We start from the raw sequence: 22,508 nt of genomic DNA, 5'->3' as shown, positions 1-22,508 counted from the left end.
GGGGTCCGCGGCGGCAGCCGCACCGATCCTGCGAGGAGACCGAAGTGAAGATCCGTACCCGCATCGCAGCCGCGGTGACCACCGCGCTCATGTCCGTGTTCGTGGCGGTCCCGGCGTTCGCCCACGGCGACGAGGCGCACGACAACTTCTCCCACGCGGGCGAGCCGCTGCAGGTCGTCCCGATCCTGATCGTCGGCGTCGTGCTGCTCGCCGTCGTGCTGATCACCTCGACCCTGGTCGGCAACCTCTTCGAGAAGCCGAAGCGATGACCGTCGCGGATCGCCTCGCCGCCCTCGACCGCCGCACGCTCGCGCTCGACGTGCGCGAGGCGATCCTCACGATCACCATCACTCGGCCGGAGGTCCTGAACGCGCTCTCCCCCGAGGTGATCGCCGAGCTGCGCGAGGTCGTCGGCATCCTGCGCGACGGCATCGGCGCAGGCACGGATCCCGACTGGTCGGTCCGCGGCGTCGTCATCACCGGCGCGGGTCCGAAGGCCTTCGTCGCGGGTGCCGACATCGCGCGGATGCGCGAGATGACCGCTGAGCAGGCCGACGCCTACACCGCCGAAGCGCAGGAGCTCACGAGCTGGCTCGAGACCCTGCCCGTGCCCGTGGTCGCCGCCGTCAACGGCTTCGCCCTGGGCGGCGGGTGCGAGCTCGCCATGGCCTGCGACGTGATCCTCGCCTCCGAGAACGCGGCCTTCGGGCAGCCCGAGGTCGCGCTCGGCCTCATCCCCGGCTTCGGCGGCTGCGTCCGCCTGCAGCAGTACGTCGGCATCGCCGCCGCCCGCGAACTCATCCTGACCGGCCGACGCATCTCCGCCGCGGAGGCCGAGCGCCTCGGCCTGGTCTCACGCGTGCTCGAGGATCAGGACGCGCTGCTCGCGGCGGCCCGCGAGATCATCGCGCTCGCGGCCCGGCAATCGCCGACCGCCGTCGCCGCGGCCAAGCGCACCGTCCGTGCCGCGCAGGCGCACCCGACCGACGCCGGGCTCGCGATCGAGCGCGAGGCCTTCGTCGCGCGCTTCGGCACTCCCGACATGCTCGAGGGCACTGCGGCGTTCGTCGAGAAGCGCCGACCCGAGTTCACCGGGGCCTAGCCGAACGGCCCCGCAGCCCGCAGACGACGAAGGCGGTGCGATCCATTTTGGATCGCACCGCCTTCGTCGTCTCTCCGGGACCGCGCTCAGCGGCCCCGGATCCGTGCTAGGACTGGGCGGCGGTCAGCGGATCCCGCACCACGCGGAAGCTCCGCACCTCGGGATCCGCGGCACCGCGCACGTACCCGGTCGGAGACGCCGCGACGGCCTGCAGGAACGCGACGGTCTCGGGGGTGATCTCCTCGCCCGGCACCAGGTTCGGGATCCCGGGCGGGTAGGCGGCGAGCGTGTCGGCCGACACGCGCCCGATCGCGTCTTCGGCGGCGACGAGCTCGCTCTCGCCGAAGAACGCGGCGCGCGGCAGCATGCGCAGGGTGCCCGCCTCGGGCAGCGCGGGGAACGCCTCGACCGCGGCGGTCTCGCCGGCGGCGCGCAGCGCCTCGGCCTCGCGGGCGACGGCGTCGAGGGAGGTCATGAGCCGATCGACGTCGAGCCCCGCACGAGCGCCGATCACCGCAACGATCACCGTCGCGGTCGACATCTCGAAGTAGACCCCGTGGTCGTCGATGAGCCGGTTGCGGACCCAGTGGCCGCTCTGCCCGAGCTGCGAGACGTCGATCGGCACGCGCAGCGGATCGATCGCCACGATGTCGCCGAAGTCGCCGAAGTCGTCGCTGACCACCGAGAAGCGGTCATCGGCGCGCAGGCGGGCGCGGAAGTCCTCGGAGGCCGCGACCGCGCGGGTGATCTCGTCGTGCCCCTGCACGAGCGCGTGCCGGGATGCGTCGAGCGAGCCCATGAGGAGAGCGCTCGCGGAGGTCGAGGAGGTCATCGTGTAGGCGCGGGCCACGAGCGGCTCGAGCCGCTCCGCGAACTCGGTGTCGCCCAGGTGCAGCATGGCGGACTGGGTGAAGGACCCGGCGAGCTTGTGCGTGCTCGAGATCACGAGGTCGGCGCCGAGGCGCGCCGGCGAATCGGGCAGGTCCTCGTGGAAGCCGAAGTGCGCACCCCAGGCGCCGTCGACGATCAGTGCGGCGCCGGCCTCGTGCGCGACGCGGGCGAGGCCCGCGACGTCCGCGGTCGAACCGAAGTAGCTCGGCGAGACGACATAGACGCTCGACACCTCGCGACCGGCCTCGGCCTCCTCGCGCAGCGCGGTCTCGAGCAGCTCGGGGGTGAGTCCGTGCGCGATGCCGTTCTCGTGGTCGACGTTGGGCGCGACGAACGACGGGATCAGCCCGCCGAGCAGCACGCCGTCGCTGAAGCTCGAGTGCGAGCTGCGCTGCACGAGCACGCGCTCGCCGAGCCCGCGCACCGCGAGCGCCGCCGTGCGGTTCGCCTGCGAGGCACCGTTGGTCATGAACCAGGTGGTCTTCGCGCCCCACGCCTCGGCTGCGAGTGCCCGGGCCTGCTCGAGCGGGGATCCGGGACCGAGGTCGATCCCGTCGAGCATCAGCGGGACGTCGAGCTCGACCGTGCGGGCGCCGAAGATATCGGCGAGGTGCGAGCCGCCCGCGACGGGATCGCAGCCGTGACCGGGGACCATGACGTGCAGCGGGGCGGCGTCGGCGTGCTGCTGCACCGCCTCGACGTAGGGGGCGTGCTGCTGTCGCTCGAGCCGGGCGATCGCCCGGATCGGATGCTCGCTCGCACCGGTCTCGACGCGGGAGGCGGAGGTGGGTGCGGGAGTGATGTCGTCGTTGCGCAGCATCTCTCAACTCTGCTCCCGCTCGAGCGGCGGCGGAACCCCGGAATCCGCTCAGTCGAACCATATACACTCTGGAGCAAGGACGGGGATCTCCTCCGTCAGCGTCCAAAGAATGCGGGGCACGCATGATCGACCTCAGACAGCTGCAGGCCCTGTCCGCGGTCGCGGCCGAGGGCTCCGTCTCGCGGGCGGCGGTGCGGCTCGGCTGGAGCCAGCCCACCGTCGACTACCACCTGCGCAACCTCGACAACCTCGTCGGCACGGCGCTCACCTCGCGCAGCACCCGCGGCAGCACGCTCACGGCCGCGGGCTCCCTCATGCTCGAGCGCGGATCCGAGATCCTCGCGCTCTCCGATCGCGCCCTGACCGACGTGCGCGAACTCGCCCAGCTCGGCCGGACCCGGCTGCGCTTCGGAACCTTCCCCACCGCGGCCGCGCACCTGCTGCCCGGGATCGCGGCCCGGCTGACCGAGCTCGGCATCGACCTCGATGCGGTGCTCACCGAGGTGGCGCCGCTCGTCGAGCAGGTGAATCAGAACACGATCGATGCCGCCCTGGTGTACACGGCGAGCGGCTACGGTCTTCCGTTCCGTTCCGAGGTGCACACGACCCGTATCCTCCGCGATCCGCTGCTGCTGGCGGTCCCCGAGCACCACTCGGCCGCGCAGCGGGAGAGCATCGACCTGCCGACGCTGCGTTCGCTCCACGAGGAGGCCTGGGTGTTCGGTGCGACGCCGGGCGACACCATCGACGACATCGTGCGGGACCTCTTCACCGCCGACGGGCACACCGCGGAGGTGGCGCTGCGCACCGACGACTACACGGTCGTGCTCGGCATGGTGGCCGCGGGGCTCGGCGTCGGCCTCGTGCCGAAGCTGGCGGCCGCGCATCCGCCGGCCGGCGTCGCGCTCCGACCGCTCGAGGATCCGCGCTTCGCGCGGGAGATCCTGCTGGCGGCGAAGGGCCCCGCGAGCGGGCCTCCCCCGGCGGTGCGCCAGCTCGCCGAGGCGCTCCGCCGCACCGTCGAGTCGCTGGCGTAGCGCCGCTCCGCCAGCCGCGCCCGGCTCGTTCGCGCCCCAGCGCACCCGTACACCCGCGCCCCGTCGAGTGAACGCGTGTACATGAAATAGGACCGCTTTCCATGTACGCGCGTTCACTCGACAGGATCCGGAGCGGAAGCAGCCAGACGACTGGGGCTTCGAGTGCTCCGCCGAGTCCGTGCGCTCAGCAGGATTCTCACCCGTGCGCTCAGTCGGATCTGAGCACTCAGCCGGACGAATTCGACACCTTGGATCCGGCTGAGCGTTCAGATCCGGCTGAGTGAACAGCGCGGGAGCGCCACCGGCCCGGCGGAACACAGCAGGCACGGCGGAACACAACAGGCAGGGCGGAGCGAACGGCCCCGACTGAACAACTAGCGCCGGAGACCCGCGGAGCTCCTCTCCCGAACGCATCGCGCGAACACCCCGCGCGGGCGACGCAGCAGCTCCCGGTACCCGCGAACGCACGGAACCCCGCCGGTCAGAGCCGGCGGGGTTCCGTGTCGGTGCGGGAGCGGTGCCGGTCAGTGCCCGACCGGGACCTGCTGCGCCTGCGGCGCGGGATCGCGCACGAACAGCGCCACCACGATGCCGAGCGTCGCGACGGCCCCGCCGATGAGGAACGCGACGTGCGTGCCCGACGCGAGCGCGGCAGCGCCGACCGCGGTCGGGGATTCCGCGTGCGCGACCGACACCAGGGTCATGATCGTCACGAAGAGCGCGGTGCCCGCCGCGCCCGCGACCTGCTGCACGGTGCCGATCATCGCGCTGCCGTACGAGGCGAGCTCGTGCGGCAGCGAGCCGAGCGAGACCGTGAACAGGGGCGTGAACGTCGCTGCGAGGCCGACGCTCATGACCACGTGGGTCAGGATGACGAACCACAGCGGCGTGCCGACGCCGAAGAGACCCATGCCCCAGAGGCCGATCGCGGTGATGATCGTGCCCGGGATGAGGACCGGGCGCGCACCGCGACGGTCGACGAGCCGACCGACGATCGGCCCGAGCAGGCCCATGACGAGTCCGCCCGGCAGGAGCGAGAGGCCCGCTTCGAACACCGAGAGTCCGAGCACCCGCTGCACGAAGATCGGCAGCAGGATGAGGCTGCCGAACAGCGCGAGCGACGCGCAGGCGAACAGCAGCACCGAGAACGCGAACGGCCGCGAGCGGAACGTGCGCAGGTCGAGCAGCGCGCGCTCACGCCGCTGGAGGCTGAGCTGTCGGAGCACGAACCACACGAGCGAGACGACGCCGATGACGACCGGGATCCACGGCGGCACGGAGGACCCGCCGCTCGCCAGTTCGCCGACGGCGCTGAGCCCGTAGACGAGTCCGCCGAAGCCGAGGAGGGAGAGCAGCACCGAGAGCGCGTCGATGGGCGCCTTGCGGGGCTCGCCCACGTTCGGCATGCGGAGCGCGCCGATGATGAGCGCCGCGAGCGAGATGGGCAGCACGAGGATGAACAGCCAGCGCCACTCGAAGTGCTCGAGGATGACGCCGGAGATGGTCGGGCCGAGGGCGGGTGCGACCGAGATGACGATCGAGATGCGCCCCATGAGCCGGCCGCGGCTGGCCTCGGGTACCACGGTGATGACCGTGGTCATCAGCAGCGGCATCATGATCGCCGTGCCGCAGGCCTGCACCACGCGACCGACGAGGAGCATCTCGAAGCCGGGCGCGGCGGCGGCGATGGCCGTGCCGACGGTGAAGAACCCCATCGCCGCGATGAACAGCGTGCGGGTGCGGATGCGCTGGATCAGCATGCCCGTGATCGGGATGACCACGCTCATGGTCAGGAGGAAGGCGGTGGTGAGCCACTGCCCGGCGGACGCGCTGATGTGCAGCGCGTCCATGAGGCGCGGCAGCGCGACGCCCATGATCGTCTCGTTCAGGATGACGACGAAGGCGGAACCGAGCAGCACCCAGACGGCGAGCTGCTCGCGCGGCCCGAACGGGGTGGGATCGGTCGAGGTGGAGGGAGCTGAAACGGATTCAGCGGTCGAATCGGGCAGGGCGGGATCAGGGCGCGAAGCGGCGGCCACAGGTACATCGCTTTCAGATAGGTCGGAGGACGAGTGTTCACTCGGTCCTTCGAGGGAGTCGTTCTATGCTAACGGGAGGCACCGACATCGACGGAGGAACTCCGCCGTCGGCAGCGCCGGTGCGAGGGCGCATCCGCACGGGGTGCGCGGCGAAGGGAGCGAACGTGACCGAATCCGCAGGCAACAGCACCCGCCCGGGCAACGTCCCCGCACTCGAACGCGCGACCAGCATCCCCTGGGAGGACTGGGTCGCGCTCTTCGAGTCGGCGGGCGCGAAGACCCTCGGCCACACCGAGATCGCGCGGATCGCACGGGAGAAGATCCCCGCGTCGGTCGAGAACCCCGACTGGTGGGCCCAGGGCGCCGCCATCGCGTTCGAGCAGTATGCGGGCCTCCGGGTCCCCGGCCAGTCCTCGACCGGGTCCTTCCGCGTGAGCGCGAGCCGCACGGTCGAGATGGATCGCGACGCCGCGATCGAATCCTGGGCCGGAGTCGTCGCCGGACTCGATCACCACCTCGGGCACCTCACCACCGGGCGCCGTCGATCCCGCACCGAGAAGCGCACCTTCTGGCGCGCGAACCTCGAGGGATCGGGCGTGGTCGAGGTCTCCGCCGTCGCGAAGGACGACAGCCGGTCGGTCGTCGCGGTCGAGCACAACGGCCTACCCGACGCCGACAGCATCGAGGCCTGGCGCGCGCACTGGAAGGAGCTGCTGGCGCAGATCTGAGCCCCACCCCGGTGGGGCCCTTCGCGCGAGCGGCTCAGGCGAAGGGCTCGCGCAGCCGCGCGAGGAACTCCCGGGTCTCCTCGCGCTGCGGCGACTCGAAGATCTGCTCGGGCGGCCCGGACTCGATGATCCGGCCGTCCTTCAGGTAGACCACCCGATCGGCAACGCGCCGCGCGAACGACATCTCGTGCGTCGCCATGACGATCGTGGATCCCCCGGCCTTGAGCTCGCGCACCAGGTCGAGCACTTCGCCGACGAGCTGCGGGTCGAGCGCGCTCGTGATCTCGTCCAGCAGGAGCAGCTCGGGATCGGTCGCGAGGGCGCGGGCGATCGCGACGCGCTGCTGCTGCCCGCCCGAGAGGCGATCCGGGAACTCCTTCGCCTTCTCGACGAGCCCGATCCGCTCGAGCAGTCCGAGCCCGACGCGCTCGGCCTCGGGACGCGGGATCCCGAAGACCTGGCGCGCGGCAAGGGTGACGTTGTCGAGCACGTTCATGTGCGGGAACAGGTTGTAGTGCTGGAACACGACGCCGATGCGCGCACGCACGCGATCGGCGTTGACACGGGGATCGGTGATGTCCTCATCGCCCAGGAAGATGCGGCCGTCGTCGATCTGCTCCAGCAGGTTGATGGTCTTGAGCAGCGTCGACTTGCCCGAACCCGAGGCCCCGATGAGCACGACGACCTCGTGCGCCTCGACCTCGAGGTCGATCCCCCGCAGCACGGGGTGCTCGCCGAAGCGCTTGACGACGCCCTCGACCCGCAGCACCGGGGTCGCTCGTTCCGCGCTCATACGACGCCTCCGATCTGCTCGCGCTTCTGCGCCCGCGCCGAGATCCAGTCGGTGAGGCGGATGAACGGCCAGGCCAGGATCACGAACAGCAGGCCGGCGACCACGTACGGGGTGAAGTTGGCGACCGAGGCGACCTCGATCTGCGCGGCGCGGATCGCATCGACCGCGCCGAGCGCCGAGATCAGACCGACGTCCTTCATGAGCGACACGAAGTCGTTCATGAGCGCGGGCGTCACCTTGCGCACCGCCTGCGGCAGCACCACGAGGCGCAGGGTCTTGCCGTGGCTGAGGCCCAGCGAGCGGGCGGCGAGGCGCTGCGACGGGTGCACGGCGTCCATGCCCGCGCGCAGCACTTCGGCCACGTACGCCGAGTAGCAGAGCACGAGGGCGATCGTGCCCAGCACCTGGACGGGGATGCGCCCGGTGAGCCCGAGCCCGGGAATACCGAAGCCGATGAGGTACAGCACGAGCAGCACCGGGATCCCCCGGAAGACGTCGGTGTAGCCGGCGGCGAGCAGCCGCAGCGGTGTGAACACCGGTCCGCGCAGAGTACGCGCGATCGCGACGAGGGTGCTGAGGATCGCGACGCCGATCACGGCGAAGAAGAGCACCTGGATGTTCAGCCAGAGCCCGACGAGCACCTTGGGGAGCGCGTCGATCGCGGTCTGCGGGTCGAAGAACGACTCCCGCACACGCTCCCAACCCGGGCTGTTGATGAGCAGGAGCACCACCGCGGCCAGGAACACCAGGGTGCTCACGACGCTGATCAGCGCCGAGCGGCGTCCGCGGGCGGTGCGATAGGCGCGTCGCTCCAGCTCGATCGAGCTCACCTCGGTGGTGCTCACCGGGTCACCCCACTCTCTTCGGCTTGCGGCGGGGTCACTTCAGGACGGGAGCGCCCTGGTCGGCGATCCACTCTGCGGCGAGCTTGTCGAGCTCGCCGTCCTTGCGGAGCGCGTCGACCGCGTCGCTGACCTTCTTGGTGAGCTTCGATCCCTTCGGCAGCGCGAAGGCGAACTCGTCGCCGCCGGCGCTGCCGGAGGGCAGCTGGCCGACGATCACACCGCCGTCGAGCTGCGCATCGCGCACGTAGAACGCGCCGGGCAGGTCGGTGACCATCGCGTCGATCTGGCCGCTCTTGAGCGCCTGCACGGTGTCGTCGACCGAGTTGAAGACCTTGAGCTCCTGCTTCGGGGCGATCTCCTGCTGGGCGACCTTCAGCGAGGTGGTGCCCGAGGCGACGCCGATCACGGCGTTCTTGAGGTCCGCGATGCTCTTCGCCTTGGCGGCGTCGGTCTTGCCCGCAGCGACCACGGCCTGGGTCGTCGTGTAGTAGGGCGACGAGAAGTCGACGGCCTTCTTGCGCTCCTCGCTCACGGAGAACTGCTGGATGTTCAGGTCGAAGTCCTTGGGACCGGGCGCGATGGCGGCGTCGAAGCTGGTGCGGGTCCAGACGACGTCCTTCTTGTCGTAGCCCATCTTCTCGGCCACGGCGTACGCGACGGCGGCCTCGAAGCCCTTGCCGCTCTCGGGCTTGTTGTCGATCACCCAGGGGGCGTAGGCCGGCTCGCCCGTGGCGATGGTCAGCTTGCCCGGGGTGACGGTCTCGCCGGAGTCGGCGCCGCCGGCGCACGCGGTCAGGCCGAGCACGATCGCGGCCGAAGCTGCGACGACGGCGGAGATGCGGGTGAAGCGCGACGGGCGGTTCATGGGGCTCCTTCGAGGGGTCCGGGCCGGATCGAGACAGACTCGGCCAGCGAACATTCTATTCGCAGGGCCCGCTGGGCCGAACACCCGACGTCACGGAACGTCACACGCGCCGGGCCGCGCCGCCGCACGGCTCGCTCAGGACGCCGCGTAGCGCTCCTCGCCCGCGACGATGGTGCGCGCGCAGCGACCGGCACCGTCCTCGACGAGCTGCGCGAGCGCGGCGTCGGGATCCCGCGCATCGATGTCGAACAGCGCGAGATCCGCGAGCGCTCCCACGCCGAGCTGACCGATACGGCGCTTGCCGACGTGCAGCCCCAGAGCGGTCGCGCCGCCGAGGGTGACCGCGGAGAAGAGGCGCTGGTGCAGATCGCGATCCGCGTAGCCCTGCTGCCGGGCGACGCGGTAGAGCAGCGCGACATCGGCGAGCGGGTCGAGCGAGGGCGAGGACGAGAGCGAGTCGGTGCCCACCGCGACGGCATTGCCCTCGCGCAGGTAGTCCGCGACCGGCGGCATATCGAGGCCGATGATCTCGTTCGAGCGCGGGCAGAGTGCGACGCTCGTGCCCCGCGCCCGGAGCAGCGCACGGTCGGCGGCGCTCACGTAGACCCCGTGCGCGATGTGGCAGTCGGGCCCGAGCACGCCGAGATGGTCGACGAACTGGGTGGAGGAGACCCCGATCCCCCGCGACCGCAGCGCGCGGAAGCTGTCGGCTCCGAGCTCGGGCCAGGTCTCGTGCCCCGGCGTTCCCGTGCCGCGCTCGCGCTCCATGTGCGCTTCCGCCAGGTGGATGTGCAGGCGCAGGCCCTCCTCGCGCACGAGGTCGGGGAGCTCGAGCAGCGGCTGCACGTCGAGCGAGTAGGGCGCGTGCGGCGAGACACCCGCACCGGGCGGGGTCGGGATGCGACGGATGCGTTCGAGCACCTCGTCGCGGGCCTCCGGGGTCCAGTCCTCGTTGCTGGCGCCGTAGACCTCCCAGTAGGCGATGCCGTGCATGCCGGCATCGTGCAGCGCCGAGAGCGCGGGCTCGTCGGTGACGACGTCGGCGGCGGCCGTGACGCCCGCGGCGAGCGACATGCGCGCACCGTCCGCGGCGGCGCCGGCCCAGTCGTGGTCGCCGGCCTCGTAGGCGACGTCGAAGGCGTCGCCCCAGTCGTCGAAGCCGGTGTAGTGCCGCTCGGCGACCTCGGTCATGCGGGTGTACTGCAGGTGCGTGTGCGCGTTGACGAGGCCCGGGGCGATCGCGCCGGTCCAGTGCTCCTCGCGGAACGCCGCGCCGCGCTCGGCGAGCGCGTCGAGCACCCAGCGGCGGTCCCCCACGTGCAGGATCCGGCCGTCGCGCACGGCGACGGCTCCGTCGCGGATGCGGGGGCTGGTCACGGGCAGCACCAGGTCAGCGCTGTGGACGACGATCTCGGGGGCGGCAGTCACGGTGTCGAGTGTATGGCCTGCGGCGGGCCCGGCCCGATTCAGCCGGCGGAGCGGTAACGGTGCACACGCCACGGCTGAGCAGCACCGCCCGGACGCGCGCCGACGGGCGCGGGGTCCGCGCCGTCCCCGCGCGCCGCGAGCGCGGCGGCGGCGACCCGGAGCTCGTCGGCGGTGTCGATCGCGTGCACCCCCGGTTCGAGCTCGGTGCGCGCGAGCCGGTCGAGGGCCGCGAGCTGCGTCGCGAACGAGAGGTCCATCACCTCGATGGGGTTCCCCTCCCCCGCCGTGTAGTTCACGCCGCCGCCATCGGCGAGGACCAGGATCCCGTGCTCCGTCGCCTCGCTGCCGGGCTCGCTCCACTCGGCGATGCCCGGCGCGAGTTCCCGTGCCGTCCAGCCCGCCGCACCGAGCTCATCGAGCCCGAGCTCGTCGTCGATGCCTCCGGCGACGGCGACCGCGGTGCCGGGACGCAGCGCCGCGAGCACGGCCCCGTCGAGCGTGTGCCAGACGCCGGTCGCGCTGATCACCACATCGACGGAGGCGCAGGCCTCGGCGAGCGGAGCCGCCGCGAAGCCGTCGTGCACCGCCGAGAGCGCGCGGACGGCATCGCGCTCGACCACGGTGACCCGCGCGCCGAGCGCCGCCGCGAAGCGCGCCACACCCTCGCCGACCGGCCCGTAGCCGACGACGGTCCAGGACGTGCCCGCGACGGGGACGAGGGGACGTTCGAGCACGAGCGGCGGGGCGTCGTCGGGATCGAGCAGGTCCGCCACCGCGAGCACGCAGGACTGCCCCGTGCCGACGCGGTTGTCGAAGTCCGTCTTCGTGCGCGCGTCGTTCACCGCGATCACGGGCAGGCGCAGTTCGCCCGCGGCCGCCATCTCGTGCAGCGGGCGCACCCCGCTCGTCGTCTCCTCGCTGGATCCGCGCAGCCCCGAGAGCGCTTCGGGGCGTTCAGAGTGGGCGAGCCGGATCAGGTGGGAGCCGTCATCGACGAGCAACTGCGGCCGCCAGTCGAGCACCCCCGCGGCGTGCTCGGCGTCGACCGCCGCGGCCTCGTGCGCGGCCACCTGCGTCTGCGGAGCGAACACCCGGACGCCGCCCGCGGCGAGCGCCCGCGCCACCGACGGATCCGTCTCGCTCACGGCGCTGAACACGGCGACCTCGGCGCCCGCCCGTTGCAGGGCCAGGGCGAGCGCGCTGGTCTTGGGTTCGAGCACCAGGCTCACGGCGACCCGGGTTCCCGCGACGCTGCGGCGTTCGGCCAGTTCCGCGGCGAGCGCCGCGGTGACGGGCATGCCGAGCGCCGCCCAGGCGATGCGCGCTTCGGCATCAGCCTCGGGTGCCAGGCCGGTACGCAGGGCCACCGCCGCGCTGCCCTCGGGTCCGTGGAAGGCGAGGATGTCGCGCCGCAGGGGTTCGGCCCGCCAATCGGCGCCCAGGATCGCGAGCACGGTCCCGGTCAGGTCGAGGTCGCCCTCGATGTCGCTCGTCGACGGACCGAGCGGAACGGGGATCACGGTGACGGGCAGGCCGGTCACCGCACTGTCGGTTCGCGCGAACGCTCGGATCGTATCGGCGATGCGTGCTCCGTCGCGGGCGGCGAACACGAAATCGGGTCGCCCGGCACCGGAACCGGCGCCGACGCGGACCCCCATGCGCGTCAGCACGCCCGTGATCGCGGCGGCACGGGCGGAGTCGTGGATCCGGACCTCCGCCCGGCCGCCGGCGAGCAGCCGGTTGCCGGCGCGGGCGGCGAGGCGCACCGCCCGCTCGGTGCTCTGCTCGAGTTCGCGCTCCGCGTCCGCGGCTCCGCCGTGCTCCGTCACTGCTGCTCCTTCGGTGCGCCGGTGCTCGGCGCCGGTTCGCTCGACTTCGACTTCGACTTCTTCTGCTGTTCGGCCCGCCACTGCGCGCACGCGGCCTGCGGTTCGCCCGTCAGGCCGAGGGCGGCGCGTGCCCGGGTGTCGCTCGCCGCCGCATCGCCCGGGTCCCACCGGTAGGCGATCGCCGCGGCCGCGTCGAGCTTCGCTACGCGCTTCGCCTGCGCGGCGTCGGCGGCGAGGGAATCGCGCACCGCGTCGATGATCGGGGCCGCGGCCTTCGGCCAGACGATGGCGGTCGTGCCGAGCTCCTCCGCGGCGCGCGTGCTTGCCGCCCCGACCTCCCCGATGGCCTCGGAGAACGGCACGACCTCGGCTTTCCCGGCCGCGGCGGCGCCGCGCGCGAGCACGAGCCTGAGCCGATCCAGTTCGACATCGGCCCGATCCCATGCCCCGTTCACCGGACAGACCGCGCTGAGGTAGTGGATTCCGGCCTCCGAGAGGGTCAGCTTCTGGGGTTCGGGCTCGGGGCTGCCGCACCCGGAGAGCAGCAGCGCGACCGCACCCGCTGCGGCGACCGCGGCGATGCGACGGCCCGCGAGCGTCATCGCTCCCCCGGTTCGGGGCTGTCGCCCGGGTCGACGGCGTTCGACGCGGGTTCGATGATGCGGTGCGCGAGGGCTCCGCCGAGCGCCGTGGCCAGACCGAAGACGGCGAACAGCAGCGCCGGACCCCACGAGGCGTTCCCCGACCACCCGAGGGAGGCCTGCGCGAGCAGCGGCAGGAAACCGCCGATGACGGCCGCAAGGTTGTAGCCGAGGCTCACCCCCGAGTAGCGGAGCTCGGACGGGAAGAGCATGGTGAGCGCCGGTCCGGCGACCCCGTAGGCGAGGATCACGGCGGCGAGGCCGAGGCAGACCGCGAGTACTGCGGCGACCGGCTGTCGCGAATCCACGAGCCAGAACACCGGGAACGCGACCGCGGCGGTCGCGAGTCCGCCCCAGAGCGTCACCCGGCCCGGGCCGAAGCGTTCGGCGAGCCGGCCCGAGAGCAGGGTGACGCCCACCTGTACGACGGCGGCGATGAGCGTCGCGTTGACCATGAGCTGGCGGTCGAGACCGCGCGCGCCCGAGCCGAAGTTCACCAGGAAGGTGTTCATGAAGTAGAACCCGCCCACCCCGAGCAGCGACACCAGGATCGCGATGCCGAGCCGACCGGGGGCCCGCGAGATCACCTGGAGCACGGGGATCCGGGCGCGCCGCCCCGAGCCGACGAGCTCGACGAACGCCGGCGACTCCTCGATGCGGCGGCGGAGCCAGACCGCGACGAGCAGCATCGGGATCGCCGCGAGGAAGGGCACGCGCCACCCCCAGGCGTCGAAGTCCGCGGCAGGCAGCAGGAGCACGAGCGAGAAGGCTCCGCTCGAGAGCAGGGTCGCGATCGGGGACGACAGCTGCACGAGCGCCGCCAGGCGGTTGCGCAGCCGCGCAGGGGCGTGCTCGACGGCGATGGTCATCGCTCCGCTCCACTCGCCCCCGACCGCGACGCCCTGCACCAGACGCAGCAGCACGAGCAGCACGGGTGCCGCGATGCCGATCGATGCGAAGTCGGGCAGCAGACCGATGAGCGCGGTCGCCGTACCGATGAGCACGACGCTGAGGACGAGGGTCGGGCGCCGGCCGATGCGGTCGCCGAGGGTGCCGAACAGGATCGCGCCGAGCGGGCGCGCGACGAAGCCGACGCCGAAGGTCGCGAAGGCAGCCAGCGCAGCGGCCTGGGGGTCGAGGGTCGTGAAGTAGAGGCGGTTGAACACCAGTGCGGCGGCGAGCCCGAAGAGGTAGTAGTCGTACCACTCCATGGCGGTTCCGGCGAGCGCGGCGACCGCCACGCGTCGGGCCTGGGCCGCGGAGAGCGCGGCGGACGGCGGTGTGGGCGCCTGAGTGGTGGTCACGGGGCTCCTCGAGGGATGCGACGGCGAGCGCGGAGCGGCGCTGCGCGGGGCGGTGTTCCGGGAGTTCCAGGGTAGCGGGCGCCTCCGACGCCGGTTCGCGGTCCGCGGTCCGCGGTCCGCGGTCCGCGGCGTACCCTAAACCCATGGCGAGATATCTCGATGAGGCGTCGGCCGCGGCCGACGGGATCCTGCTCACCCACGAACCGGAGCGGGACCGCTTCGTGCTGACACGCGACGGAGCGCAGATCGGCGAAGCACACTACTCGCTGCTCGGCGACGACGCGATCGACTTCGACCACACGGTCGTCGATCCGTCGCTGCGCGGCACCGGTCTCGCGGGCGTGCTCGCGCAGCGGGCGCTGACCGACCCGGTCACGACCGGCCGGCGCATCGAGGCGTCCTGCTGGTTCATCGCGGGCTACCTGCAGCGGCACCCCGAACTCGCGGGCGGTGCGGCGGCGGATGCCGCGACCGGCTCTGAGGATTAGTCCTCCTCGTCGTCGCCCTTCTTGGCGCGGCGCTTCTTGAACAGACCGGCCTTCGGCTCCGCGTGCTCGCGCACAAGCGCCGTCAGGTCCTTCTCGATGAGCTGCTGGATCCGGGAGTCCCGGGCTTCTCGGTACTCCGCGCTCGCGCCCCCGCTGTAGTAGGGGTGCGTGGCGCGCTCCTTCAGCGAGTCGCCGATCTCCTCCCAGGCGGCGGCGCGGGCGCGCGTGGCGGTCTCCGAGAGGTACTCGGGATCGGCCGCGCGGCGGCGCAGCTCGGCCGCGATGTTCTCGTAGACCTCCTGGCGGTGCCGCAGCGTGCGGTTGTCTTCGTTGCCGTACTCGGACTCGCTCCAAGCGCTGCGACCGGTGTCACGGATCTCGCCGCGGACACGGCTGATGTGCTTCGCATCGCGTTCGCGCTCGGCGGCCAGGTCCTCGGTCGCCTCGCGGACCATGTCGACGACCTTGGTCTCGTCGTAGTCCATGTGCTTCTTGAGGGCGTTCATGATGATGTCGTTCTTCACCGTCATGCGGACGGCGACATCGGCGACGAGCAGACCCTGCTCGACGATCTCCTCGACGGGGGCGAGCACCCGGCGCGGCAGCTTGCGCGGGGCGCGCGAGCCCGGACGCTTGCGCTTCTTCGACCAACCGAACACGCAGCCCCCTTTCCTCAGACGCTCGCAGACCAGTATTCCGCAACCGGGGTGCCTCGCGCATCATGCACCTGTGCATCCGGTGAGTCGCGGGTTGCCAGCCCGCACCGAGTGTGCGAGCCTGGAGGGGCTTCGCTCTGAGTCGAAGCGCGGACGAGGGAGCAGTACCCGCCCAGCGACAAGACTGCCACGGAGGTGGATATGTCTGTCGCATGGATCGTCCTGATCCTCAGCGGAATGCTCGAGGCCGTCTGGGCCTCGGCGCTCGACGCATCGAAGGGCTTCAAGAAGCTCTGGCCGAGCGTGCTCTTCGTCGTCTCGGTCACGGCCTCGATGGTCGGGCTCGCCTGGGCGATGCGCGAGATCCCGGTCGGTACGGCCTACGCGGTCTGGGTCGGGCTCGGCGCGGTACTCACCGCGGCCTGGGCGATGATCACCCGCAAGGAGCGCGCCACCGTGCTGCGGATCGCGCTGCTCGCGGGCCTGATCGCCTGCGTCGCCGGCCTGAAGCTGGTGAGCGCATGACCGCGCAGGGCCGCCGCGACGGCCGCACCCCGAGCCAGGCCTCCGCGTGGAGCGTGCTCCTCGCGAGCGCGGTGCTGGAGGCGATCTGGGCGCTCGCACTGCACGCCTCGCACGGGTTCACCGTGCTCGCCCCCTCGCTCGTGTTCGCGGTCGCCGCGCCGCTCAGCATGATCGGCCTCGGGTACGCGATGCGCGGGATCCCGCTCAGCACCGCGTACGCGGTCTGGACCGGAACCGGCGCGGCGCTGACCGTGCTCGCCTCGATGGTGCTCGGGACCGAACCGGTGTCCGTGCTGAAGCTCCTGTTCATCGCCGGCATCGTCGGTTGCGTGATCGGGCTGAAGTTCGCACCGGCGTCCCCGCGGAAGGCCGCGGACGCCGAGAGCGGGTCCGTGCAAGACTGAGGCCGTGGAGATCCTGCTGAAGCGGGCCTACGAGCCCGCGTCACCGTCCGACGGCACCCGCGTCCTCGTGGATCGGCTGTGGCCGCGCGGCGTGAGCCGTGAGCGTGCGGCCCTCGACGACTGGGCGAAGGAGGCCGCACCGAGCGCCGAGCTGCGCACGGAGTGGCACCACGATCCCGAGGGGCACTCCCCCGAGCACTTCGCGGCGTTCGCCGCGCGGTACCGCGCGGAGCTCTCCGAGGGCGCGGGGCTGGCGGCGCTCGATCGGCTGCTCGCCCTCGCCCGCTCGGTGCCGCGGATCACGCTCGTCTACGGTGCGAAGGATCCGGTCCGGAACCACGCGATGGTGCTGCGCGACGCGCTGCGCGACCGCGCGGAGGCGACCGATCCGGATCCCTCCGGAGCGCGCTAGTCCGCTTCGAGGATCTCGCGGAAGTGCCGCAGTGCGCGATCGAACTCGGCCTCGTCGGCTCCGCCGAGACCGATCACGATCCCGTGCTGCGGCGCGGCCGAGCCGCCCGGAGCACCGGATGCGCTGTGCGCGCTCGGGATCCTTTCCCGCCGCTGCCAGTAGCGCTCGAGCGAGGCTCCGCCGAGCCCGGCCTGCTCGATCCGGCGCACCGCGGCGGCCTCCCGCTCGCGGCCGCCGGCTCCCGGTCCGAGCTCGACCACGGCGTGCAGCCCGCCGTGCGTGGGTCGCACGCGGACCCCGGCGATGCCGGCGAGCCGTTCGCCCACGAGCTCCCTGCGGATCGCGTACCGGCGCCGCATCCGAGCGGTGTGCCGGCGCAGCTCGCCCGTGGCCAGGAACTCGGCGAGCGCCGTCTGCACGACGGTCGAGACCGGCCCGCCCAGCTCCTCCCGCACGGGTTCGATGACCCCGCGCAGGCCGGAGGGCGCGAGCAGGAAGCCCGCCGAGAGCGCCGGTGCGATGGTCTGCGAGAAGGTGCCGAGCAGCAGCACCGCCCCCGCGGCGGGATCGTCGAGCGCCGCGAGCGTCGGCAGCGGACTGCCGCTGTGCCGCAGTTCGGAGTCGTAGTCGTCCTCGACGATCACGACCCCGCGGCGCCGGGCCCAGTCGAGCAGTTCGCGCCGCCGCGCGAGCGGGAGCGATCCTCCCAGCGGATACTGGTGGCTCGGCGTGACGATCACCACGTCGAGGACCCCCTCGGGCAATCGCGCGGTGTCGAGCCCGTCGGCATCTGCGGGAAGCGCGAAGACCTGCGCCCCGTGGCGGGCCGCGACCCCGCGGAGCGAGGGATACCCGGGGTCCTCGACCCCGACGGCGAGCGCCCGGCCGCGGGTCGTGCCGAGCGCGGTGAGCACGAGCCCCAGCCCCTCGCGCGCGCCGGCGGTCACGATCACGTCCTCGGCGTCGCGCGCGGTGCCGCGCATGCGGCGCAGGTGCTCCGCTATCTCGGCGCGGAGCCGAGGATCGCCGAGCTCGGGAGCGGCCAGGTGGGCGCGTGCGGCGGCGGTGCGCCAGGCCGAACGCCAGGCGGGCCGGTCGACCGCGTCACTGATCGGCCTGCCGGGGGCGAGCGGGCCGGGCAGCCGCGGCAAGGGGCGGGATGCTCCGGCCGGTGAGGGCGCCGGCGCCGGGGCCGTCCGCGGGTCCGAGCGCGGACCCGATCCCTGCGGCACCGGAGCGGACGGCACGGCCTGCCGCAATTCCGGATGCACCGTGGTGCCGCGCCCGTGACCGGCCGAGAGGTAGCCTTCGGCGATCAGCTGCTCGTAGGCCGCGACGACGACGCCGCGGGCGACGCCGAGCTGGCGCCCGAGCTCGCGCGTCGCCGGCACGGATTCGCCGGCGCGAAGCACGCCGCGGTCGATCGCGTCGCGGATCTGGGCCGCGAGCTGCACGGGGAGCGGCGCGTCCGCCGAGCGGTCCAGCGGCGCCGAGAGCGTGAGCGAGGCCGCCCTGGCGGAGCGCGCGCGCGCGCGCGGATCGGAATCGAGCATGCCTCGATTCTTGCACCTCGCCCGCCCTTGGTCCATTCGAGCTCACAAGAAATGGATCTTGTCACGGACCAATTGGGTTCGTCAGGCTGTTCGGCATGACTGATTCCCAGAACCCCGGAACCCCCGACCTCCTCGACGCCATCGGCTCGCCGCTCGTGAAGCGCGGCCTCGCCGACATGCTCAAGGGCGGCGTGATCATGGACGTCGTCACGCCCGAGCAGGCGCGCATCGCCGAGGACGCGGGCGCCGTCGCCGTCATGGCGCTCGAGCGCGTCCCCGCCGATATCCGCGCGCAGGGCGGCGTCGCCCGCATGAGCGACCCCGACCTCATCGACGGGATCAAGACCGCAGTCTCGATCCCGGTCATGGCGAAGGCCCGCATCGGCCACTTCGTCGAAGCGCAGGTGCTCGAGGCGCTCGAGGTCGACTACATCGACGAGAGCGAAGTGCTCTCCCCCGCCGACTACGTGAACCACATCGACAAGCGGGCGTTCACCGTGCCCTTCGTCTGCGGGGCGACGAACCTGGGCGAGGCCCTGCGCCGCATCGCCGAGGGCGCCGCCATGATCCGATCCAAGGGCGAGGCCGGCACCGGCGACGTCTCGGAGGCGACGAAGCACATCCGCACCATCAAACGGGAGATCGCCCGGCTCGGCTCGCTCGACGCCGACGAGCTCTACGTCGCGGCCAAGGACCTGCAGGCGCCCTACGACCTCGTCGCCGAGATCGCCCGCACCGGCAAGCTCCCCGTCGTGCTCTTCACCGCGGGCGGCGTCGCGACCCCTGCGGACGCCGCGATGATGATGCAGCTCGGCGCCGACGGCGTCTTCGTGGGATCCGGCATCTTCAAGTCGGGCGATCCCGCCGCCCGCGCGGCCGCGATCGTGCGCGCCACCGCCCGCTTCGACGACCCCCGCGAGATCGCCGCCGCTTCGCGCGGGCTCGGCGAGGCCATGGTGGGGATCAACGTCGCCGACCTCGCCGCCCCGCACCGCCTCGCCGAGCGCGGCTGGTGAGCCGGGTGCGCGCGGGGGTGCTCGCGCTCCAGGGCGGCGTCGCCGAGCACGCGCGCGTGCTCGAGCGGCTCGGCGCCGAGGTGACCCTCGTCCGCCGCGAGCGCGACCTCGCGGGGCCCGACGGCCCGCGGCTCGACGCGCTCGTGCTGCCCGGAGGCGAGTCGAGCACGCAGGATCGTCTGCTGCGCCTGCTCGACCTCGCGAGCCCCCTGCGCGCCGCGATCTCGGCGGGACTCCCGACGCTCGGCACCTGCGCCGGCCTGATCCTGCTCGCGCGCGAGGTGCTCGATCCCGCTCCGGGCCAGCGATCCCTCGGGTTCCTCGACGTCGCCGTGCGCCGCAACGCCTTCGGCGCGCAGCTGGCCTCGACGGAGGCCGAGTTCGCGGTGGACGTCGCGGGCGTCTCGGGAACCGGCGCGGAGGGGGCCGTGCGCGGAGCGCTGATCCGGGCTCCCGAGATCGTGTCAGTCGGCCCGGGCGCTCGCCCGATCGCCCGGGTCGGCGGCCGCGTGCTCGGCGCGACCTCGGCGACCGCGGGCGCATCCGGCACCGGCGCGGACGCGTCCGACGCCGGCGCCGCGGGCATCGGATCCGCGCTCAGGCTCGGCACGGTCACCGGGATCTCGTTCCATCCCGAGCTCTCGGGCGATCCCGCGGTGCACCGCGCGCTCCTCGAGCTCGCCGCCGATCCCGATCGAGCCGACGCGGACGCGGACGCGCGGCTCGCCGCGGGCTAGAGGCCGACGACCGCCCCGGTGGAGGCGAGGCGCTGCGCCATGACCGCGATCGACTCCGGATTGTCGTCCATGAGCACGAACTTGCGCTTCAGCTCCGCCGCCGCGGCGCCGGCGGTGCCGCTGCCCGCAAACGGATCGATGATCCAGTCACCCGGGCGGCTCGAGGCCTGGATCATGCGGCGCACCACGCCGACGGGCTTCTGCGTCGGATAGCCGACGCGCTCCTTGCCCGTGGGCGAGACGATCGTGTGCCACCAGGTGTCGGTGGGCAGCTTGCCCTTCGCGGCCTTCTCGGCGGTCACGAGGCCGGGAGCCATGTAGGGCTCGCGGTCGACGGCCTCGGCGTCGAAGTAGTAGCGGTCCGGATCCTTCACGTACATGAGGATCGTGTCGTGCTTCGTCGGCCAGCGCCGCTTGGTGCGGGCGCCGAAGTCGTAGGCCCAGATGATCTCGTTGATGAAGCAGTCGCGCCCGAACAGCCCGTCGAGCAGCACCTTCGCGTAGTGCGCCTCGCGATAGTCGAGGTGGAGGTAGAGTGTGCCGTCGGGCGCGAGCAGGCGCCAGGTCTCGGCGAGGCGGGGTTCGAGGAACTCCCAGTACTCGACGAAGCGGTCGTCGAAGCGCAGCGTGCGCTCCCGGACCACCTCGTAGGAGAGCCCGCGGAAGCCCAGGCGACCGCCCTCCTCCGCTTCGGGGCTCTCGCCCGCGTTCGCACCCGCGGCGTCGGGATCGGCCTTCGGCTCGATGCGCGTGCCGCGCACCCGCTCGTACTGGCGCGCACGCCCGGTGTTGAAGGGCGGGTCGCAGTAGGCCACGGTGAAGGACTCGCGGGGCAGCGCCCGCATCAGCGGCAGATTGTCGCCCGCGAGCACGAGATCGGGACTCGCAGGGGTCCAGTCGATCACCTGGCGCATGCTGTTCCCGATCTCCATCCGGATCAGCCTACCGGCGTCCGCGCGCGAATGCCGCGGCGGCAACCCGGATGTCGGCGGCACCCGCTAGCGTGAGCCCCATCGCATCCCCGACGAACGGAGTACGAAGATGACCTCTCTCGGCATGGTGACCATCGACACCGGCAGGCCCCGCGAACTGGCCGCGTGGTGGGCCGAACGCCTCGGCGGCGAGATCGTGCAGGACCACGAGGGCTACTTCTGCGTCGTGCGGGCCCCCGAGGTCCCCGTGGCGCTCGGTTTCCAGCTGGTCGAAGATCCGACGCCGGGCAAGAACCGCCTGCACCTCGACTTCGACCGGGGCACCGCGAGCCGCGATGAGGTCATCACGGCCTACGTCTCGGGGGGCGCCGAGCACCTCGGCACCCGCGGCGAGGCCGGGTTCCAGTGGGACACCTTCGCCGACATCGACGGCAACGAGTTCTGCATCGGCGACCCGCACTAGGCAGCCGGGTTCCGGGGCCGTGCCGTTCATCGGCGCGGCCCCGGAATCCGACTAGAGGGAATCGACGAATGCCCTCGCGACCTTCTGCGGGTCCTGCTTCTCGATCTCGATCTTGGCGTTCATCTCGATCAGCTTCTCGGTGGTGAGTGCCGCCGAGACCGTGTCGAGCGCCTTCACGAGCTTGGGGTCCTCGCGGTCCGAACGCAGCACCGGCACGATGTTCTCGGCGAGCGCCATGTGTTCGGGATCCTCGAGAGCGACGAAGCCGTTCTCCGAGATCGCCGATTGCGTGGTGAACATGAACGCCACGTCGAGGTCGCCGTTCTTGAGACCCGCGATGGTCAGCGGTCCGCCGAGATCCACCGCTTTGAACTCCTTGAAGTCGAGCCCGTAGAGCTCCTTCAAACCGGTCACCCCGGCACGGCGATCCTTGTTCTCGGGCGGCCCGCCGAGCACCATGCCGCTCGCGATCGACTTCAGATCACCGATCGCGGAGAGACCGTGCTTCTTCGCGGTCTCCTTCGTCACGACGAGGGTGTCCTTGTCCTCGGCCGGGGACGCGGTGAGCATCGCCAGATCCTTCGGCAGCGCCTGCTGTAGCGCCGCAGTGACGTCTTCCGACGAGAACACCTGCGACTTCGGATCCAGATACGAGAGCAGGGCTCCGCTGTACTCGGGTACGAGGTCGATCGAGCCGTCCTTGAGCGCCGGGATCACGACCTCGCGGCTGCCGATGTTCGGCTTCACCGTGGCCGAGAACCCCGCGTCCGAGAGCGCCTCGGCATAGATGTTCGCCAGCAGCACGTTCTCCGAGAAGTTCGCCGAGCCCACGGTGATGGAGTTCGAGTCGGTCGAACCGCCGGAACTCCCGGAGCCGCCGAGCGAGTCCCCGCTCGCGCACCCGCTGAGGGCGAGGAGCGCCGCTGCTCCCGCCGCGAGGATGAGGTGTCGTTTCTTCATCGCTTTCCCTTTCTTCGCCGCCAGAGGCGGTCGTTCGGTC

Annotated in this window: 24 protein-coding genes and 1 riboswitch; of the genes, 11 read left to right on the top strand and 13 right to left on the bottom strand. The window is 72.1% G+C overall.

Annotated elements, in window-relative coordinates; genetic code table 11:
- Positions 1 to 44 precede the first annotated feature (44 nt).
- A complete protein-coding gene (locus tag ABD169_RS06880; protein WP_046454031.1) occupies positions 45 to 269 on the top strand; it encodes a hypothetical protein in 225 nt (74 codons plus the stop codon).
- Complete coding sequence (locus ABD169_RS06875) at positions 266 to 1,102, top strand: enoyl-CoA hydratase/isomerase family protein (RefSeq protein ID WP_344030881.1); 837 nt, start codon at positions 266 to 268, stop codon at positions 1,100 to 1,102. Before ABD169_RS06880 ends, ABD169_RS06875 begins: the two co-directional genes overlap by 4 nt.
- 106 nt (positions 1,103 to 1,208) lie before the next feature.
- Here ABD169_RS06875 and ABD169_RS06870 read toward each other — a convergent pair whose 3' ends face one another.
- A complete protein-coding gene (locus ABD169_RS06870; RefSeq protein WP_344030879.1) occupies positions 1,209 to 2,813 on the bottom strand; it encodes an aminotransferase class I/II-fold pyridoxal phosphate-dependent enzyme in 1,605 nt (534 codons plus the stop codon).
- Positions 2,814 to 2,935: 122 nt separating this feature from the next.
- Between ABD169_RS06870 and ABD169_RS06865 the strand changes: the two genes are divergently transcribed.
- On the top strand, positions 2,936 to 3,850 hold the full coding sequence (locus ABD169_RS06865) for a LysR family transcriptional regulator (RefSeq protein ID WP_046454033.1): 915 nt from the start codon (positions 2,936 to 2,938) through the stop codon (positions 3,848 to 3,850).
- A 524-nt stretch (positions 3,851 to 4,374) separates the two neighbouring features.
- On the opposite strand, the gene ABD169_RS06860 is transcribed toward ABD169_RS06865, so the two are convergent.
- On the bottom strand, positions 4,375 to 5,889 hold the full coding sequence (locus ABD169_RS06860; protein ID WP_344030877.1) for an MDR family MFS transporter: 1,515 nt from the start codon (positions 5,887 to 5,889) through the stop codon (positions 4,375 to 4,377).
- 164 nt (positions 5,890 to 6,053) lie between these two features.
- Between ABD169_RS06860 and ABD169_RS06855 the strand changes: the two genes are divergently transcribed.
- Positions 6,054 to 6,617: a hypothetical protein gene (locus tag ABD169_RS06855; RefSeq protein ID WP_344030875.1), complete on the top strand. Its 564-nt coding sequence runs from the start codon at positions 6,054 to 6,056 to the stop codon at positions 6,615 to 6,617.
- 34 nt (positions 6,618 to 6,651) lie between these two features.
- Here ABD169_RS06855 and ABD169_RS06850 read toward each other — a convergent pair whose 3' ends face one another.
- The 7 genes from ABD169_RS06850 to ABD169_RS06820 all read right to left on the bottom strand — a co-directional run bounded on the left by ABD169_RS06850 (position 6,652) and on the right by ABD169_RS06820 (position 14,322).
- A complete protein-coding gene (locus ABD169_RS06850) occupies positions 6,652 to 7,410 on the bottom strand; it encodes an amino acid ABC transporter ATP-binding protein (protein WP_344030873.1) in 759 nt (252 codons plus the stop codon).
- Positions 7,407 to 8,255: an amino acid ABC transporter permease gene (locus tag ABD169_RS06845; RefSeq protein ID WP_344030871.1), complete on the bottom strand. Its 849-nt coding sequence runs from the start codon at positions 8,253 to 8,255 to the stop codon at positions 7,407 to 7,409. Before ABD169_RS06845 ends, ABD169_RS06850 begins: the two co-directional genes overlap by 4 nt.
- 34 nt (positions 8,256 to 8,289) lie before the next feature.
- On the bottom strand, positions 8,290 to 9,120 hold the full coding sequence (locus ABD169_RS06840) for an ABC transporter substrate-binding protein (protein ID WP_046454036.1): 831 nt from the start codon (positions 9,118 to 9,120) through the stop codon (positions 8,290 to 8,292).
- A gap of 135 nt (positions 9,121 to 9,255) precedes the next feature.
- A complete protein-coding gene (locus ABD169_RS06835) occupies positions 9,256 to 10,548 on the bottom strand; it encodes an amidohydrolase family protein (protein ID WP_046454048.1) in 1,293 nt (430 codons plus the stop codon).
- A 38-nt stretch (positions 10,549 to 10,586) separates the two neighbouring features.
- On the bottom strand, positions 10,587 to 12,377 hold the full coding sequence (locus ABD169_RS06830; RefSeq protein WP_344030868.1) for an adenosylhomocysteinase: 1,791 nt from the start codon (positions 12,375 to 12,377) through the stop codon (positions 10,587 to 10,589).
- Positions 12,374 to 12,979: a hypothetical protein gene (locus ABD169_RS06825; RefSeq protein WP_344030866.1), complete on the bottom strand. Its 606-nt coding sequence runs from the start codon at positions 12,977 to 12,979 to the stop codon at positions 12,374 to 12,376. Before ABD169_RS06825 ends, ABD169_RS06830 begins: the two co-directional genes overlap by 4 nt.
- Positions 12,976 to 14,322: an MFS transporter gene (locus ABD169_RS06820; protein ID WP_344030864.1), complete on the bottom strand. Its 1,347-nt coding sequence runs from the start codon at positions 14,320 to 14,322 to the stop codon at positions 12,976 to 12,978. The genes ABD169_RS06825 and ABD169_RS06820 overlap by 4 nt, the downstream gene beginning before the upstream one ends.
- A 143-nt stretch (positions 14,323 to 14,465) precedes the next feature.
- On the opposite strand from ABD169_RS06820, the gene ABD169_RS06815 reads away from it, so the two are divergent.
- On the top strand, positions 14,466 to 14,810 hold the full coding sequence (locus ABD169_RS06815) for a GNAT family N-acetyltransferase (protein ID WP_344030862.1): 345 nt from the start codon (positions 14,466 to 14,468) through the stop codon (positions 14,808 to 14,810).
- Here ABD169_RS06815 and ABD169_RS06810 read toward each other — a convergent pair.
- Positions 14,807 to 15,469, bottom strand: a complete 663-nt coding sequence (locus tag ABD169_RS06810) for a hypothetical protein (RefSeq protein WP_046454040.1) — start codon at positions 15,467 to 15,469, stop codon at positions 14,807 to 14,809. The two genes, ABD169_RS06815 and ABD169_RS06810, sit on opposite strands and share 4 nt — an antisense overlap.
- A 122-nt stretch (positions 15,470 to 15,591) precedes the next feature.
- Positions 15,592 to 15,660, top strand: a riboswitch (guanidine-III (ykkC-III) riboswitch).
- Positions 15,661 to 15,667: 7 nt separating this feature from the next.
- Between ABD169_RS06810 and ABD169_RS06805 the strand changes: the two genes are divergently transcribed.
- From ABD169_RS06805 to ABD169_RS06795, 3 genes are read left to right on the top strand one after another with little or no spacing between them, the layout of a single operon-like run.
- The gene (locus ABD169_RS06805) at positions 15,668 to 15,991 is read left to right on the top strand and encodes a DMT family transporter (RefSeq protein ID WP_046454041.1); all 324 of its coding nucleotides are present in this window, start codon (positions 15,668 to 15,670) and stop codon (positions 15,989 to 15,991) included.
- Entirely contained in the window at positions 15,988 to 16,395 is a 408-nt protein-coding gene (locus ABD169_RS06800; protein ID WP_344030859.1) for a DMT family transporter, read from the top strand. The genes ABD169_RS06805 and ABD169_RS06800 overlap by 4 nt, the downstream gene beginning before the upstream one ends.
- Before the next feature lie 4 nt (positions 16,396 to 16,399).
- The gene (locus tag ABD169_RS06795) at positions 16,400 to 16,807 is read left to right on the top strand and encodes a DUF488 domain-containing protein (protein ID WP_344030857.1); all 408 of its coding nucleotides are present in this window, start codon (positions 16,400 to 16,402) and stop codon (positions 16,805 to 16,807) included.
- Here the strand turns inward: ABD169_RS06795 and pdxR are convergent.
- Entirely contained in the window at positions 16,804 to 18,360 is a 1,557-nt protein-coding gene (gene pdxR / locus ABD169_RS06790) for a MocR-like pyridoxine biosynthesis transcription factor PdxR (protein ID WP_344030855.1), read from the bottom strand. The genes ABD169_RS06795 and pdxR overlap by 4 nt on opposite strands.
- A gap of 95 nt (positions 18,361 to 18,455) precedes the next feature.
- On the opposite strand from pdxR, the gene pdxS reads away from it, so the two are divergent.
- Together pdxS and pdxT are read left to right on the top strand one after the other, a co-directional pair.
- Positions 18,456 to 19,376, top strand: coding sequence for a pyridoxal 5'-phosphate synthase lyase subunit PdxS (gene pdxS / locus ABD169_RS06785; protein ID WP_344030854.1), 921 nt, complete (start codon positions 18,456 to 18,458; stop codon positions 19,374 to 19,376).
- Positions 19,373 to 20,113, top strand: coding sequence for a pyridoxal 5'-phosphate synthase glutaminase subunit PdxT (gene pdxT / locus ABD169_RS06780; RefSeq protein WP_344030852.1), 741 nt, complete (start codon positions 19,373 to 19,375; stop codon positions 20,111 to 20,113). Before pdxS ends, pdxT begins: the two co-directional genes overlap by 4 nt.
- On the opposite strand, the gene ABD169_RS06775 is transcribed toward pdxT, so the two are convergent.
- Complete coding sequence (locus ABD169_RS06775) at positions 20,110 to 21,045, bottom strand: DNA-methyltransferase (RefSeq protein ID WP_046455272.1); 936 nt, start codon at positions 21,043 to 21,045, stop codon at positions 20,110 to 20,112. The two genes, pdxT and ABD169_RS06775, sit on opposite strands and share 4 nt — an antisense overlap.
- A gap of 109 nt (positions 21,046 to 21,154) precedes the next feature.
- Here ABD169_RS06775 and ABD169_RS06770 point away from each other — a divergent pair, with 109 nt between their 5' ends.
- Entirely contained in the window at positions 21,155 to 21,508 is a 354-nt protein-coding gene (locus tag ABD169_RS06770; protein ID WP_046455271.1) for a VOC family protein, read from the top strand.
- Between the two features lie 51 nt (positions 21,509 to 21,559).
- Here the strand turns inward: ABD169_RS06770 and ABD169_RS06765 are convergent, their stop codons facing one another.
- Complete coding sequence (locus ABD169_RS06765) at positions 21,560 to 22,468, bottom strand: ABC transporter substrate-binding protein (RefSeq protein ID WP_344030850.1); 909 nt, start codon at positions 22,466 to 22,468, stop codon at positions 21,560 to 21,562.
- Positions 22,469 to 22,508: the final 40 nt, after the last annotated feature.

The sequence above is a fragment of the Leucobacter iarius genome, from assembly GCF_039530105.1.
Taxonomy (GTDB): Bacteria; Actinomycetota; Actinomycetes; order Actinomycetales; family Microbacteriaceae; genus Leucobacter; species Leucobacter iarius.
The sequence above is the reverse complement of the archived record's forward strand: the minus strand, read 5'-3'. Positions and strand labels throughout refer to the sequence as shown.